General features: G+C 70.3%; 11 protein-coding genes and 1 pseudogene. 4 read left to right on the top strand and 8 right to left on the bottom strand.

The genetic code is table 11. From position 1 onward, the window contains the following. Positions 1–32: 32 nt before the first annotated feature. A complete protein-coding gene (locus tag ACWENQ_RS07220; RefSeq protein ID WP_449915978.1) occupies positions 33–1,475 on the bottom strand; it encodes an amino acid permease in 1,443 nt (480 codons plus the stop codon). A gap of 85 nt (positions 1,476–1,560) precedes the next feature. After that, the gene (locus ACWENQ_RS07215) at positions 1,561–2,856 is read right to left on the bottom strand and encodes an MATE family efflux transporter (RefSeq protein WP_452413154.1); all 1,296 of its coding nucleotides are present in this window, start codon (positions 2,854–2,856) and stop codon (positions 1,561–1,563) included. Between the two features lie 302 nt (positions 2,857–3,158). Between ACWENQ_RS07215 and dnaB the strand changes: the two genes are divergently transcribed. Further along, positions 3,159–5,510: a replicative DNA helicase gene (dnaB, locus tag ACWENQ_RS07210; RefSeq protein WP_452413795.1), complete on the top strand. Its 2,352-nt coding sequence runs from the start codon at positions 3,159–3,161 to the stop codon at positions 5,508–5,510. Positions 5,511–5,527: 17 nt separating this feature from the next. Here the strand turns inward: dnaB and ACWENQ_RS07205 are convergent, their stop codons facing one another. Beyond that, on the bottom strand, positions 5,528–8,311 hold the full coding sequence (locus tag ACWENQ_RS07205) for a cation-translocating P-type ATPase (protein ID WP_452413153.1): 2,784 nt from the start codon (positions 8,309–8,311) through the stop codon (positions 5,528–5,530). 385 nt (positions 8,312–8,696) lie between these two features. Here ACWENQ_RS07205 and ACWENQ_RS07200 point away from each other — a divergent pair, with 385 nt between their 5' ends. Next, on the top strand, positions 8,697–9,608 hold the full coding sequence (locus ACWENQ_RS07200) for an HAD family hydrolase (protein ID WP_452413152.1): 912 nt from the start codon (positions 8,697–8,699) through the stop codon (positions 9,606–9,608). Here the strand turns inward: ACWENQ_RS07200 and ACWENQ_RS07195 are convergent. Both ACWENQ_RS07195 and ACWENQ_RS07190 read right to left on the bottom strand, forming a co-directional pair. Then, complete coding sequence (locus tag ACWENQ_RS07195; RefSeq protein WP_452413151.1) at positions 9,571–10,239, bottom strand: TetR/AcrR family transcriptional regulator; 669 nt, start codon at positions 10,237–10,239, stop codon at positions 9,571–9,573. The genes ACWENQ_RS07200 and ACWENQ_RS07195 overlap by 38 nt on opposite strands. Positions 10,240–10,275: 36 nt before the next feature. After that, entirely contained in the window at positions 10,276–10,824 is a 549-nt protein-coding gene (locus tag ACWENQ_RS07190; RefSeq protein ID WP_449915966.1) for a dihydrofolate reductase family protein, read from the bottom strand. 117 nt (positions 10,825–10,941) lie between these two features. Between ACWENQ_RS07190 and ACWENQ_RS07185 the strand changes: the two genes are divergently transcribed. Beyond that, the gene (locus ACWENQ_RS07185; RefSeq protein ID WP_449915963.1) at positions 10,942–11,394 is read left to right on the top strand and encodes a universal stress protein; all 453 of its coding nucleotides are present in this window, start codon (positions 10,942–10,944) and stop codon (positions 11,392–11,394) included. A 172-nt stretch (positions 11,395–11,566) separates the two neighbouring features. Here the strand turns inward: ACWENQ_RS07185 and soxR are convergent. Next, positions 11,567–12,007: pseudogene (soxR, locus tag ACWENQ_RS07180) on the bottom strand (redox-sensitive transcriptional activator SoxR); the annotation flags it as partial. A gap of 85 nt (positions 12,008–12,092) precedes the next feature. Between soxR and ACWENQ_RS07175 the strand changes: the two are divergent. Continuing rightward, the gene (locus ACWENQ_RS07175; protein ID WP_452413150.1) at positions 12,093–12,989 is read left to right on the top strand and encodes an SMP-30/gluconolactonase/LRE family protein; all 897 of its coding nucleotides are present in this window, start codon (positions 12,093–12,095) and stop codon (positions 12,987–12,989) included. Here ACWENQ_RS07175 and ACWENQ_RS07170 read toward each other — a convergent pair. Further along, positions 12,967–13,641 (bottom strand): ABC transporter permease, encoded by a 675-nt coding sequence (locus ACWENQ_RS07170; protein ID WP_449915959.1) that lies wholly within the window; start codon positions 13,639–13,641, stop codon positions 12,967–12,969. The two genes, ACWENQ_RS07175 and ACWENQ_RS07170, sit on opposite strands and share 23 nt — an antisense overlap. Next, complete coding sequence (locus ACWENQ_RS07165; protein WP_452413149.1) at positions 13,638–14,543, bottom strand: ABC transporter ATP-binding protein; 906 nt, start codon at positions 14,541–14,543, stop codon at positions 13,638–13,640. The genes ACWENQ_RS07170 and ACWENQ_RS07165 overlap by 4 nt, the downstream gene beginning before the upstream one ends. Positions 14,544–14,546 lie beyond the last annotated feature (3 nt).

Genomic DNA, 14,546 nt, shown 5'->3' with positions numbered 1-14,546 from the left:
AGGTGCATGGCCGGCGGCCACGCACCTCGTTCCTAGCGGCGGTGGCGGCCGCGTCCGGAGGCGACGGGGGCGGCCAGCGGGCTGCGGCGCCTGCCGTACACGAGGTAGGCCAGGACGCCCACCGCCATCCACGCCGCGAACGACAGCCACGTCTGGACGCTGAGGTTCACCATCAGCCACAGCGTGGCCAGCATCGACAGCGCGGGCAGCAGCGGGGACAGCGGCACGCTGAACCCGCGGGGCGCGTCCGGCATCCGGCGGCGCAGCACGATCACCCCGGCCGACACCGCGAGGAACGCGAACAACGCCCCGACCACCACGATCTGCTCCAGCATCAGCACCGGAGCCAGCTCGGCCAGCAGGATCGCGGTCACGCCGATCACCAGCGTGACCCTGGTGGGGGAGTGGTAGCGGCGGCTGAGCGTCCCGAGCCCGCGGGGCAGCAGCCCGTCGCGGGCCATCGCGAACATGATCCGGGTCTGCCCCGCGATCAGCACCATGATCACCGTCGTCAGCCCCAGGACGGCGCCGATGTTGATGACGTGCACCATCGCGTTCTCGCCCACCGCCGCGAAGGCCGCCGCCAGCGGCGCCACCTCGGAGATGCGCGTGTACGGCACCATGCCGACCATCACCACCGCCACCGCGATGTAGAGCACGGTGGCGATCACCAGGCTGCGGATCATGCCCTTCGGTACGGCCCGCGGCGCGTCCAGCGTCTCCTCGGCGGCCGTGGCCACGACGTCGAAGCCGATGTAGGCGAAGGCGATCGCGGGAGCGGCGGCGAACACCCCGAACCATCCGAAGGATCCCGCCGGCCCCACCACCAGCCCGAGCAGGGTGTCGGGCGGGCCGGACGACGGCTGGTGCGGCGCGATGAAGTCACCCAGGTTGGCCGGGTCGAAGTGGAGCGCCCCGACGGCGATCACCGCGGCGATGGCGGCGAGCTTGGCCACGACGATCAGCCACAGCGCGCGCAGCCCGAACCTGGCGCTCATCGCGACCGTGGCGGTCAGCAGGCCGAGGACGAGCGCGGTCAGCACGCCTTGGGGCACCGGGAGGGGCACCCCGAGGTCGGCGAACGTCTGGGCGGCGTACAGCGCCCACACCCGCGCCACGACGGCGGCCGCCAGTTGCATCTCCAGGACCAGCGCCCAGCCGACGAGCCAGGCCCACACCTCGCCGAACAGCACGTAGGAGAAGGTGTAGGCGCTGCCCGAGGCGGGGATCGTGGAGGCCAGCTCGGCGTAACAGAGCGCGGCCAGCAGCGAGGCGATCCCGGCGATCATGAAGGAGAGGATCACGCCGGGGCCGGCGGTGGTGACCGCCTGGCGGCCGGCGACGCTGAAGATGCCCGCGCCGATCATCACGCCGAGCCCGAGGATCACCAGGTCGGCAGGCCGGTAGAGCCGGTGCAGGCGGTGCCGGGCACCGGTGCGCGGGCCGGTGGCCGCGGCGAGGGGGAGACGGGGCACGTGTCTGTACCAATCGCCGGGGTGAGGATTCTCACCATGCAGGCCGTGGAGCGTGCCAGGCAAGCACGGGCCGGTTGACTAGTGGTCAACCTCCGGTAACCAGCCACCGCGTGCCGTACGCCCTGGCTCCCAGCGTGAGGAGACGCGCGACCATCCACACGCCCAGGGCCAGCCACAACACGACCAGGTCGCCCGCCGCGAGCGCCAGTGGCAGGTAGGCGAGCGTCGTCCACACCCCGGCCCACGCCAGGTAGCGCTGGTCGCCCGCGCCGATCAGGACACCGTCGAGCACGAACACGATGCCCGAGACCGGCTGGAGCAGCGCCACCACCCACAGCACGCCGAGCAGCTCGGCGGTCACCTCGGGATCGGCGTCGAAGACGCCGGGGAAGAACGGCCGTCCCACGACCACGATCAGGCCCAGCGCGACCCCCGACCACAGGCCCCACCACACCATGCGCCTGGTGGCGTCCTTGGTGCCCGCGGCGTCGCCCGCGCCGAGCGAGCGTCCCGTGATGGCCTGCCCCGCGATGGCGATGGCGTCGAGGGCGAGGGCGAGCAGCGTCCACAGCTGGGTGGTGATGGCGTGCGCGGCCAGCTCGGCGGTGCCCAGCCTGGTCGCCATGGCGGTGGCCACCAGGAGCACGATGCGCAGGCAGATCGTCCTGATGAGGAGGGCGACGCTTGCCGTACCGGCCTGTTTGATGCCCGCCGGGTCGGGTGTGAGCGGTACGCCCGCGCGCCGGGCGCCCTTGACGACGACCCACAGGTAGACGCCCGCCGCGGCGGTCTGGGCGAGAACGGTGCCCCACGCCGAGCCCGCGATGCCCCAGTGCAGGCCGAGCACGAACCACGCGTTGAGCACGGCGTTCAGCGTGAAGGAGGCGACGGCGACGACGAGCGGTGTCCTGGTGTCCTGCATGCCGCGCAGGACGCCGGTGCCGGCGAGCACGACGAGCATGCCGGGGGTGCCGAGCAGGCTGATCCGCAGGTAGGTGGCGGCGTCCGCGGACTGCGCGGGCTCGGCGCCGAACAGGTCGACGATCGCGGGTGACAGCGGCCAGCAGATCACGATGAGCGCGACGCCGATGGCGAAGGCCAGCCACAGCCCGTCCACGCCGTCGCGCATGGCGCGGGTGTGGTTGCCCGCGCCGATCTGCCTGGCGACGGAGGCGGTGGTGCCGTAGGCGAGGAACACGCAGAGATAGACCAGCGTCGACAGGACGGTCCCCGCCACGCCGAGCGCGCCGACCGCGGTGGTGCCCAGACCGTGGCCCACGATCGCGTAGTCGGCGATCAGGAACAGCGGTTCGGCGACCAGTGCCCCGAAGGCGGGGAGTGCCAGGCGCAGAATCTCCCTGTCCCGGGCAGTAATGGGCATTTAGCCATTATGCCCCTTACGTAATGATCCTTTGGCGTGTCGGGCCAACTTTCTTTCCTCCACAGCCGGTGGATACTGTTTTCGCTGGTCAGGGCGGTTTTCCACAGCCAGGCTCAGAGTTATCCCCAGGCTCGTCCACAGCGCTCCCACACCTTCCACCGGTTCCTGCACAGCTTGACCACAGGGTTGTCCACAGGCTGCGTTGCCGTACCGTCTAACGACGGGCGAAACTGTCAGCCCGGTCGACTACAAGTGGGGGTGGTGCGACCGCCTGCTAGGTGTTTCGAGGGGGCGCGGTGACCATGGAAGACGACGAGCCAAGCGGCGGTCCTGGCTTCGAGCGCACCCCACCGAGCAACATCGAGGCGGAGCAGTCCGTCCTCGGCGGCATGCTGCTGTCCAAGGACGCCATCGCCGACGTCGTCGAGATCATCAGGGCCGACGACTTCTACCGGCCCGCCCACCAGATGATCTACGAGGTCGTCACCGACCTGTACGGCAGGGGCGAGCCCGCCGACGCCGTCACCGTCTTCGACGAGCTGCAGAAGCGCGGCGAGATGGCCAGGGTCGGCGGCGCCGCCTACCTCCACACGCTGACCGCCGTCGTCCCCACCGCCGCCAACGCCGGCTACTACGCCAAGATCGTCAGGGAGCAGGCCATCCTGCGCCGCCTCATCGAGGCCGGCACCCGCATCGTCTCCTTCGGCTACGGCGGGCAGAACGAAGAGGTCGACGACCTGGTCGACCGGGCACAGGCGGAGATCTACAAGGTCACCGAGCGCCGCACGTCCGAAGACTACGCGCCGCTGTCCGACATCATGCCGGGCGCCCTCGACGAGCTGGAGGCGATCGGCTCCCGCGGCGGCCAGATGGTCGGCGTCCCGACCGGCTTCCAGGACCTCGACTCGCTCACCAACGGCCTGCACCCCGGCCAGATGATCGTCGTCGCCGCCCGCCCCGCGATCGGCAAGGCGCTCGCGCTCGACACTCCTCTGCCGACCCCGACGGGTTGGACCACCATGGGTGAGGTGAGAGTCGGTGACCATCTGATCGGAGCCGACGGAAAGCCCACCCGCGTTGTCGCGGCGACGGACGTCATGCACGGCAGGCCCTGCTACGAGGTGGAGTTCGCCGACGGTACGGTGATCGTCGCCGACGGCTCCCATCAGTGGCTGACGGACACACGGGCATCCCGCAGGGCGGGCCGGCGGAGTGCTTCGGTGAAGACCACCGAGGAGATCGCCGCCACTCTCCTCTGCAACACGTCCGACGTGCGATTCAACCACTCAGTACCCGTCGCCGGTTCCATGGAGCTGCCCGTCCGCGACCTCCCGTTGCCGCCATACACCCTTGGGGCGTGGCTGGGAGACGGGAACAGCGACAGCGCCAGGTTCACATCGGCGGACCCGGAGATCGCCGCTTACATCGAACAAGAGGGTATACGCGTCGAAAAAGGCGGCCCCTCCACCGGATTGCGCCGCCGGGACCACCACGGGACCGCTCAGGACATTCTCCGCGGTATAGGAGTGCTGGGGAACAAGCACATCCCCTCCATCTACCTGCGTGCCTCCGAACAACAGCGCCGGGACCTGCTCGCCGGCCTGCTGGACACCGACGGGTACGTCGACGACAGCGGCACGGTCGTGCTCGCCGTCACCAACCGGCGACTGGCCTACGACACGCAGGAACTGATCCTCGGTCTCGGATACAAGGCGACCATCGCCACCAAGCGTGTCAACGGCCGCTCAGAGGACGGTTCCACGTGCTACCAGGTCTGCTTCACCCCTGGCGACAAGGTGTTCAAGCTCGGCGGGAAAGCCGCCCGACACCGGCCGCAGGCCAGCCCCAAGGTCGGCTACCGGAACATCGTCGCCGTACGGCGAGTCGAGTCGGTTCCGGTTCGCTGCGTCGAGGTGGACAACCCGGAGCACCTGTACCTCGCCAGTCGGTCCTGGATTCCTACGCACAACTCGACGCTGGGACTGGACTTCGCCAGGTCGGCGGCGATCAAGCACGGGATGACCACGGTCATCTTCTCGCTGGAGATGTCGCGCAACGAGATCACCATGCGACTGCTGTCCGCCGAGGCGCGCGTGGCGCTCCACGCGATGCGCTCGGGCATGATGACCGACGACGACTGGACCAGGCTCGCCCGCAGGATGAGCGAGGTGGCCGAGGCGCCGCTGTTCATCGACGACTCGCCCAACATGTCGATGATGGAGATCAGGGCCAAGTGCCGCCGTCTCAAGCAGCGCAACGACCTGCGTTTCGTCGTCATCGACTACCTCCAGCTGATGAGCTCGCCGAAGAAGACGGAATCCCGGCAGAACGAGGTGTCGGAGATCTCGCGGTCGATCAAGCTGCTGGCCAAGGAGCTCGAGGTGCCGGTGATCGCCATCTCCCAGCTCAACCGTGGTCCCGAGCAGCGCACCGACAAGCGTCCCGCGGTCAGCGACCTTCGCGAATCGGGATCGATCGAGCAGGATGCGGACATGGTGATCCTGCTTCACCGCGAGGACGCCTACGAGCGGGAGTCGCCGCGCGCGGGTGAGGCGGACCTGATCGTGGCCAAGCACCGTAACGGCCCCACGGCGACGGTCACCGTCGCCTTCCAGGGCCACTACAGCCGCTTCGTCGACATGGCCCAGCACTAGCGGCCGGCGCCTCCGCCTCAGGTCGCTTCCGCCACCCGTGCGTGGCTCGCGTGCACGCGGTGCCGTACGACGAGTTTGATCAGCTCTTCGATCACGACGAGGGTCGCCGCGATCCCGACGCAGACGCCCCACTGGGCGAGGTTCAGGCCGGTGGTCCTGAGGATGCTCTGCAGGAAGCCGACCACGGTCACCGCGATGACCGCGAGGAGCGCGATGGCGTACCTGCGCAGCTGGTTCGGGCCGGGGATGGCGTCCCTGGAGAAGATCGTGTTCGTCTGGTCCCTGGTCAGCACTCCCGCCGCGACGTGGAAGAGCGACAGCGTGGTCAGGAGCATGGTGGAGGCCACGAGCGCCCCGTACGCCACGCCGACCTGGTAGGCGGCCAGCGAGCCGACCGTCATGACGAGCCCCTGGACGCACAGCCGGATCCAGTTCGCCCGGGACAGGACCGGTGCGCCAACCGGCCGGGGCGCGCGGTCCATCAGGCCGCGTGTCGGCTCGTCGAAGCCCAGCGCGATGGCGATCGGGATGTCCACCACCATGTTGATCCACAGGATCTGCAGCGGGTTGAGCGGGATCCCGTCAGCGATGCCGAAGAGGGCCGCGCCGATGAAGACCGCGATGTAGGCGACCAGCGTCGACATCTGGAAGCGCAGGTACTTCAGCAGGTTGTCGTACAGGGAGCGGCCGTACTCCACGGCGCCCACGATCGTCGCGAAGTTGTCGTCCGTGAGGATCATCACGGCGGCTTCCTTGGACACCTCGGTGCCGGTGATCCCCATCGCCACGCCGATGTCGGCCGCCTTCAGGGCGGGTGCGTCGTTCACCCCGTCGCCGGTCATGGCCACCACGTTGCCGGACTGCTTGAGCAGCCGGACCAGGCGCAGCTTGTCCTCGGGCGCCACCCGGGCGACGACGCCGATGTCATCCAGCTTCCTGAGCGCCTCGTCGTCGCTCAGCGCCGCGAACTCGGCCCCGGTGATCGCCTGGCCGGTGATGCCGAGCTCACCGGCGATCGCCGCCGCCGTCGTCGCGTGGTCGCCGGTGATCATCCGTACCCGGATGCTGGCCTTCTTGCACGTCGCGATCGCGCTCCTGGCCTCAGGACGCGGCGGGTCGACGATTCCCACCATCGCGAGCAGGGTGAGGTCCCGCACCTGGCCGATGAGGTCGCCGTCCGGGGTGAAGGCGCGCGGATCGAACTCCCGCTCGGCCACCACCATGACCCGCTCGCCCGCCGCCGCCATGCGGTCGTTCGCGTCCAGGGCGAGCGAGCGGTTGCCGTCCGTCACCTGGACGCGGGAGCCGTCCGGCGCGCGGTAGGCGGTCCCGCGCGCGATGAGCACGTCGGGGGCGCCCTTGACGTAGCAGCGGACGACCGGCTGCCCGTTCGCGCCGGTCATCTCGTGGAAGGTCGCCATGAACTTGTAGTCCGAGTCGAACGGGACCTCCGCGATCCGGGGGTAGGCGGCGCGGGTGTCGGCGATGTCGAGCCCGCCCTTGGCGGCCAGCACGATCAGCGCGCCTTCCGTCGGATCCCCGATCAGGTTCTCTCCGTCCAGGACGGCGTCCGCGCACAGGATCATCGGCAGCAGGTACGGGTCGAGGTCGACGCTCGTCCCGCCGACGTGCTTGATCTCGCCCTCGGTACGGTAGCCCTCGCCCGAGACGGTGAAGCGGTTCTGGCCAGGGATCACCATCTCCCTGGCCGTCATCTTGTTGAGCGTGAGCGTTCCGGTCTTGTCGGAGCAGATCATCGACGTCGAGCCCAGGGTCTCCACCGCGGGCAGGCGTTTCACGATGGCGTTACGGCGTGCGATGTTCTGGGTGCCGATCGACAGCAGCGCCGTCACGACCGCGGGAAGGCCCGTCGGGATGGCGGCGACCGCCAGGGCCACACCCGTGACGAACAGGGTGTCGAACGGCTTGTTCTGGAGCAGCCCGAGCACGACCACCAGGGCGAGGGCGATGCCGGCGATCGTCGCGATGATCTTGGACAGCGAGTCCAGCTGCTTCTGCAGCGGAGTCTTGTCCGCCTCCGTGCTCGCGAGGAGGTCGGCGATGTGGCCGATCTCGGTGTCCATCCCGGTCGCGGTGACGACGATCTCCCCACGTCCCCGGGTGACGGAGGTGTTCATGTAGGCGAAGCACGTCCGGTCGCCGAGCGGCACCTCCTTGCCCGGCACGGGCTCGACGCTCTTGAGGACCGGCAGGCTCTCGCCCGTGAGGGCGGCCTCCTCGATCTCCAGCGTGGCGGCGACGCAGATCCGGCCGTCCGCCGGAATCCTGTTGCCCGCCTCCACCAGCACCACGTCACCCGGGACGAGTTCCTCGGCGTCGATCTCGACGGCCTGGCCGTCCCGGCGCACCCGCGCGATGGTCTTCATCATCTGGGAGAGGGCCTTGACGCTCTCCTCGGCCTTCGCCTCCTGGCGCAGCCCGACCACGGCGTTGAAGACGGTGAGCGCGACGAGGACCACGGACGTTCCGACCTCGCGCGTGACGAGCAGGTTGATCAACGCGGCGGCGAGCAGCACGATCTGCATGAAGTCCCGGTACTGGCGCAGCCACGCCTGGAGCGCGGACTCCTTCTTCCCCGCGGCGAGCCGGTTCGGGCCGTGGGTCCTGAGGCGTTCGCGCGCGGCCTCGGCACCGAGCCCCTGGTCGAGCTGGACGCCGAACTCCCGGAGCACCGTCGCGACATCGACCGCGTGCCATGCCGGACGGGCCCCCTGCCCCCGCTCAGGGACGGTCTCCGGCTTTCCCGGGCGGCGCGGATCCGGCGAGACGGTGCTGCTCATCCTCTGCGTCCTCCGTTGCGAAAGCGCGGCCGATCACACGGCGAGCGCGGTCGACCCCGTCGGCGGCTTCCTCCTCCATCGCTTCGCGCGCCCGTACCGGCCGGAAGCCGGTATGCGACACCGCCGGTGTCGATCACCGGCGTGTCCTCTGTTCATGCCCTCCCCGGCTTCACATTTCTCCCTAAAAGTGTGCAAATTGGGCATTGGTTTGGTTGGGATCCGCCCGGCGCGCGCACCGCGGATCAGGGGCGGCGCCCCGACGCGGGGGGCGGAAGGCACGATCGGGGCGGTGCCGGGTAGCGTGCCTGCTGGATCCGACTTCCTGACGACTTCCTGCGACTCCTGCGATTTCCTGACGACTTCCTGACGACGACGAGGCGGGACGGTGGCTGACCTCATCCGTGGCGTGTTGTTCGACATCGACGACACCCTCTTCGACTACTCCAGCTCCGAACGCGCCGGCCTGCTCGAACATCTGGCCGCCGAGGGCCTGCTGGACGGCTTCCCGTCGCCCGAGGAGGCGGTCGCGCGGTGGCGACGGATCATGGAGGAGGAGTACGACAGGTTCCTGGTCGGCGAGCTGACCTTCGAGGAGCAGCGGCTCGTCCGGGTCAGCAGGTTCCTCGGCAGGCCGGTGCCGGAAGAGGAGGCGACGGCCTGGTTCGCGGGCTACTCGGCGCTCGTCAACGCCGCGTGGGCGGCCTTCCCCGACGCCGCCCCCGTGCTGGCGGCGCTCGCGCCGCGTTACCGGCTGGGGGTGGTGACCAACTCCACGCTGTCGCACCAGCTGGCCAAGCTGACCGCGCTCGGCCTGCTCGGCCACTTCGGCACGACGGCGATCGTGTGTTCCAGCGAGTACGGCCAGGCGAAACCGCACCCCGGCATCTTCCTGGAGGGATGCGCGCGGCTCGGCCTGCCCCCTGCGCAGGTCGCGTTCGTGGGCGACAAGTACGACATCGACGCGCTGGGGGCACGCGACGCGGGACTGCGCGCCTTCTGGCTCGACCGGTCGGGCCGCGGCGCCGTACCAGCACGCGAGAGCGCCGTGGGGCCGCAGGTGGGGGCTGCTCCGGCCCGCGAGAGCGCCGCAGGGCGACCGGCGGGGGACGTATCGGCAGGCGAGGGTGCCGCGGGGTCGCGTGCGGGGGATGGCCGGGAACGCGAGGGCGCCGTGGGGTCACGGGGCGGGGACGGGCCGGCACCGGACGGCGTGACGGTAATCGGCTCGCTGGAGGAACTGCTGACGGCCTTGGACGCGGTCAGCTCGCGTAGATCAGCCGGCGGTACGGCCGGATGAGGTCCTCGAACGCGGCGATGAACTCGGCGGCGGCCGTGGCGATCTCCTCGTCCGGCGGCGGCGTGGCGGGTTCGAGCGCGTGGCGCACGACGAACGCCAGCGTCTCGGCCTTGGCCCGCCGGTCGAGCTCGCCCGCCTGCGGGTCGAGCGCGTCGATGAGGTAGAAGCCGCCGTTGAGCGCGCTCAGCGCGTATCGAAGGTTGGGCACGTCGTCGCGGAGCAGGCCGTGGCCGACCATCAGGTCGAACATGCGCGTGGTGGCCAGCAGCTCCTGGCTGTGCAGCGGCCGGTCGGCCATCATGCCCTGCAGCGCCCGGCTGTCGCCGGTGATGAGCACGCGCAGGACGGGCCGGTCCTGGATGTCGACGAACGAGAACGCCAGCATCCGGTGGGGCAGCACGGTGGCCGGTTCGCGGCGCATCTCGGCGAGGAGCGTCTCCAGGTAGGCGACGGCCTCGCGCAGGAGCAGGGCCTCGAACAGCTGCTGCTTGGTGCGCCAGTGGAGGTAGACGGTGCCCTTGCCGATCCCGGCCCGCTGGGCGATGTCCTCGATCGTCACCTTGCGGTAGCCGAGCTGGACCAGGAGCTCGGCGGCGGCGTCGAGGATCCGGTCGGCCCGCTCCTTCGTCATGGGGCCTCCAGAACACGCGCTGACCGTTGGTCGAATCTATCGCAGCCGGAATGTGAGGTGTGTCGCCTGCGGCGTCTCCACCACCTGGGTCGTGCGCAGCTCGGTGCGGGTGAGTCCGTCCCAGAGGAGCGTGCCGCCGCCCAGGATCACCGGCACCAGGTGCAGGCGCAGCTCGTCCACGACCCCTGCCCTCAGGTACTGCCGGGCCAGCTCGGCCCCGCCCACGACGCAGATGTCGGCGTCGCCCGCGGCCTCGCGCGCCTGGTCAAGCGCGCTCTCGATGCCGTCGGTGACGAACGTGAAGGTGGTGGGGCCCTTGACCAGCGTCGGCCGGGGCCGGTGCGTGACCACGAAGCACGGCCTGCCGAAGGCGCCGTCGTCGCCCCAGGGCTCCTCGCCGACGTCGAACATGCGGCGGCCGAGAAGGAAGGCGCCGGTGTTGGCGAAGGTCCGGCTCGCGATCTCCTTCTCCTGGGCGGTGGAGTCGCCGAGCAGCCAGTCGTGCAGCCGCAGGCCGTCCTCGCCGAGGGGGTGCTCGAGCGAGACGCCGGGCGCGGCGACGTACCCGTCGAGCGATGTCGTCATTTCCAGAAAAATCATCAGATCTCCCGACGAATGTGACGTATGAGACATCGAACGCAGGAATCCCCCGTGATCACTCCAGTGCTACAGGAGACAGGACACGCGAAAGGGAGCGCAACCATGTCGTACCTCATCGCCTATGACGGCTCGGCCGACTCGCGGCACGCGATCGAGTTCGCCGCCAAGCATCTCAGCGCGGAGCCCACCGTGATCGTCACCGTGTGGGAGCCGCTCATCGTGCAGCTCGCCCGGCACGGCGCGGCAGCCGCCACCCTGATCCCCGGCGAGAACGTCGAGGAAGCGCAGACGCAGGCCGTGGCGCGCGCCAAGGAGGGGGCCGAGCTGGCGGTCGCCTCCGGCCTGTCCGACGTCACCTACCGCGCGGTGGCCGACAAGAGCTCCATCTGGCAGGCCATCGTCGACCTCGCCGACGAGATCGACGCCTCGCTCGTCGTCACCGGATCGCGCGGCCTCGGCGGCGTGCGCTCGGTGCTCCTCGGCAGCGTCAGCAACCACGTGCTCCACCACGCTCGGCGCCCGACGCTGATCGTGCCTCCGACGGAAGGCCGCTGACCACCTCGCCCCGCCCCGCTTCCCGCGGGGAGCCGTCCGCCGCCGGTCCTGCCGCTCTCGGGGGGCCGTCCGCCGCCGGTCCTGCTTCCCGTGGGGAGCCGTTCACCGAGGGCCCGGCCTCCCGCGGGGAGCCGTTGGCCGGGGTGCAGGGGAAGGGGCGCAGGTGGGTGTCGATGCGCCTGGCCCCCGGCCCCTCCTCGCCGAGCTCGTCACGCGGGTTGGCCAGCACGCACCTGTCGAGCGACAGGCACCCGCAGCCGATGCAGTCGGTGAGGTCGTCGCGCAGGCGCAGCAGCTGCTCGATGCGGTCGTCCAGCTCCGTCCGCCAGGCGGCCGACAGGCGGGCCCAGTCGCCACGGGTCGGCGTGCGCCCCTCGGGCAGCTCGGCCAGGGCGTCCTTGATCGTCTTCAGCGGGATGCCGATGCGCTGCGCCAGCCGTACGAAGGCGACCCTGCGCAGGGTGTCGCGGGAGTAGCGGCGCTGGTTGCCCGCCGTGCGGCGGCTGGAGATGAGGCCCTTGGCCTCGTAGAAGTGCAGGGCGGAGACGGCCACGCCGCTGCGCTCGGACAGCTGGCCGACCGTCAGCTCCTTCGCGTTCCAAGGCGCGGTCATGGCGTCACGGCCCTGTGGATGTCGCTGACGTACGCGAGTACCTGCACCGCTCCAGCCTAAACGGACAATCTTCTACGATCCGACCGTGAACACGATTCAGGCAAAGTTCGAGGTTCTCGACGAGCGCTTCGCCGGCATCGGCGGCGACGAGCGGATGGAGATCCTCCACACCGGCACCCGCTGGGCCGAGGGACCCTGCTACTTCCCGGCAGGCCGCTACCTGGTCTGGAGCGACATCCCGAACGACAGGATGCTGCGCTGGGACGAGCAGTCCGGCCACGTCGGGCCCTTCCGCCAGCCGTCCGGCTACGTCAACGGCAACACCCGCGACGCGCAGGGCCGGCTCGTCTCCTGCGAGCAGGGCAACCGCAGGGTCACCCGCACCGAGCACGACGGTTCGATCACCGTCCTCGCCGACCGGTGGCAGGGCAGGCGCCTCAACAGCCCCAACGACGTGGTCGTCAAGTCGGACGGGTCGGTCTGGTTCACCGACCCGCCGTACGGGATCACCAGCGACTACGAGGGGCACCGGGCCGAGCAGGAGATCGACGGCTGCCACGTCTACCGCGTCGACCCGGTGAGCGGCGAGGTGACCCGGGTGGCCGACGGGTTCGAACGGCCGAACGGCCTGGCGTTCAGCCCCGACGAGAGCCTGCTGTACGTCGTCGACACCCGCCGCAGGCACCTGCGCGTCTTCGACGTCCACGCCGACGGCACCCTGTCGGGCGGCAAGGTGCTGGCCGAGGGCACCTCCGACGGCATCAGGCTCGACGACGCGGGCCGGATCTGGGCGGCGGGAGACGGCGGCGTGCTCTGCTTCGACCCCGACGGCACGCTCATCGGCAGGCTGGCGATCCCCGAGAAGGTCGCCAACCTGACCTTCGGCGGGCTCAAGGGCAACTGGCTGTTCATCACCGCCTCCACCTCGCTCTACGCGCTGATGACCAACGTGCGGGGGATCATTCCCAGCGGAACACCCTGACCGCGAGCGCCCCGGACACCACCAACCCCACCGCCAGCACCAGCAGGTGGGGCAGGTGGGGCGCCTGTCCCGCCCACGTGTCGCCCAGCGCGCGGGCGAAGGGCCCGGCCACCGAGTAGTCGCCGATCACCCGCACGACCTCGGGAAGGTACTCGCGCGGCACCCACATGCCCGACACGAACATCAGCGGGAACATCACCGCGGACCCGATGGTCGGCGCGGCCTTGCCGTTCGGCGCCAGGGAGGCGATCACCAGCCCCATCGCCATCAGCGCCGCCGTGCCGAGCACGAACACCAGCAGGAACCCGGGCAGGTTGCGCGGCAGGCCCGGCCCGAACACCATCAGCAGTCCGGTGGCCACCACCGCGACCACCAGGTTGATCAGCAGCTGGACGGCCAGCACGCGCAGGGGCGAGACCGGCGTCGTCGACATCCTGCGCAGCACGCCCTGGTGCCGGTAGGTGGCCAGCACCGTAGGCAGCACGGTGAACGACAGCGTCAGCACCGACAGCATGACCATCAGCGCCGGGAAGGCGGGACCCGCGGCCCGGCCGAGGAAGACCAGCAGCATCAGCGGCAGGGCGATCGTGAACAGCAGCGACGCGCCGTCGCGCAGGTGCAGCTTGGCCTCGACGAGCAGGATCTTGCTCACGTCAGGCTCCTTCCGGTGAGCGAGAGGAAGGCGTCCTCGAGCGTCGCCCGCTCGATGTGCAGGTCGGCGGGGACGATCCGGCGCTCCGCCAGCGCGAGCGTGACAGCCGGCGCCAGGTCGCCCGAGCCGGTGACCGTGACCTGCTCGCCGTTCCTGACCACCCCCGTGACCCCGGGTACGGCCAGCAGCAGCGCCTCCTCGACCGGCGCCGACGGCCGGAACCTGACCCGCTGCGCGGCCCCGGCCCCGCCGATGAGCGCGTCCGGCGTGTCCAGGGCGACGACCCGGCCCGAGGAGATGAGCGCCACCCTGTCGCAGAGCCGCTCCGCCTCCTCCATGAAGTGGGTGACCAGCACGATCGTGACCCCGTCCGCCCTGACCCGCTCGACCAGGTCCCAGGTGTCCCTGCGGGCCTGCGGATCGAGCCCGGTGGTCAGCTCGTCGAGCACGGCCACGCGTGGCCTGCCGACCAGGGCCAGCGCGACCGACAGCCGCTGCCGCTGGCCGCCCGACAGCTTGGCGAAGGGGGTGTTCCGCTTGGCGGACAGGCCCACCGTGTCGAGCAGTGCCCGCCAGTCGGCCGGGTCGGGATAGAAGGACGCGAAGAGGTCCAGCGCCTCCCATACCTTGATCTTGTCGGGCAGGGCGGCGCTCTGCAGCTGGACACCCAGGATGCGGCGGACGGCGGCGCGGTCGCCGACGGGGTCGTGCCCGCCGACCCTGATCGTGCCGCCTGAGGGGGTCCGCAGCCCCGCGACGCACTCGACGGTGGTGGTCTTGCCGGCGCCGTTCGGACCGAGCACGCCGAAGATCTCACCCTCGGCGACGGCGAACGAGACGTCGTCCACCGCCACGTGGTCCCCATAGAGTTTGCGGAGGTTCGCGACCTCGATGACCTTCATGTC

It is taken from the genome of Nonomuraea sp. NPDC004354, from assembly GCF_053602555.1.
This window is presented reverse-complemented; position numbering and strand designations above follow the sequence as displayed.

What these genes read in the sequence shown, in the direction of transcription:
- ACWENQ_RS07215 (WP_452413154.1), bottom strand. Translation starts at nt 2,856, where the DNA reads ATGCCCATTACTGCCCGGGACAGGGAGATTCTGCGCCTGGCACTCCCC.
- dnaB (WP_452413795.1), top strand. Translation starts at nt 3,159, where the DNA reads ATGGAAGACGACGAGCCAAGCGGCGGTCCTGGCTTCGAGCGCACCCCA.
- ACWENQ_RS07205 (WP_452413153.1), bottom strand. Translation starts at nt 8,311, where the DNA reads ATGAGCAGCACCGTCTCGCCGGATCCGCGCCGCCCGGGAAAGCCGGAG.
- ACWENQ_RS07195 (WP_452413151.1), bottom strand. Translation starts at nt 10,239, where the DNA reads ATGACGAAGGAGCGGGCCGACCGGATCCTCGACGCCGCCGCCGAGCTC.
- ACWENQ_RS07190 (WP_449915966.1), bottom strand. Translation starts at nt 10,824, where the DNA reads ATGACGACATCGCTCGACGGGTACGTCGCCGCGCCCGGCGTCTCGCTC.
- ACWENQ_RS07185 (WP_449915963.1), top strand. Translation starts at nt 10,942, where the DNA reads ATGTCGTACCTCATCGCCTATGACGGCTCGGCCGACTCGCGGCACGCG.
- ACWENQ_RS07165 (WP_452413149.1), bottom strand. Translation starts at nt 14,543, where the DNA reads ATGAAGGTCATCGAGGTCGCGAACCTCCGCAAACTCTATGGGGACCAC.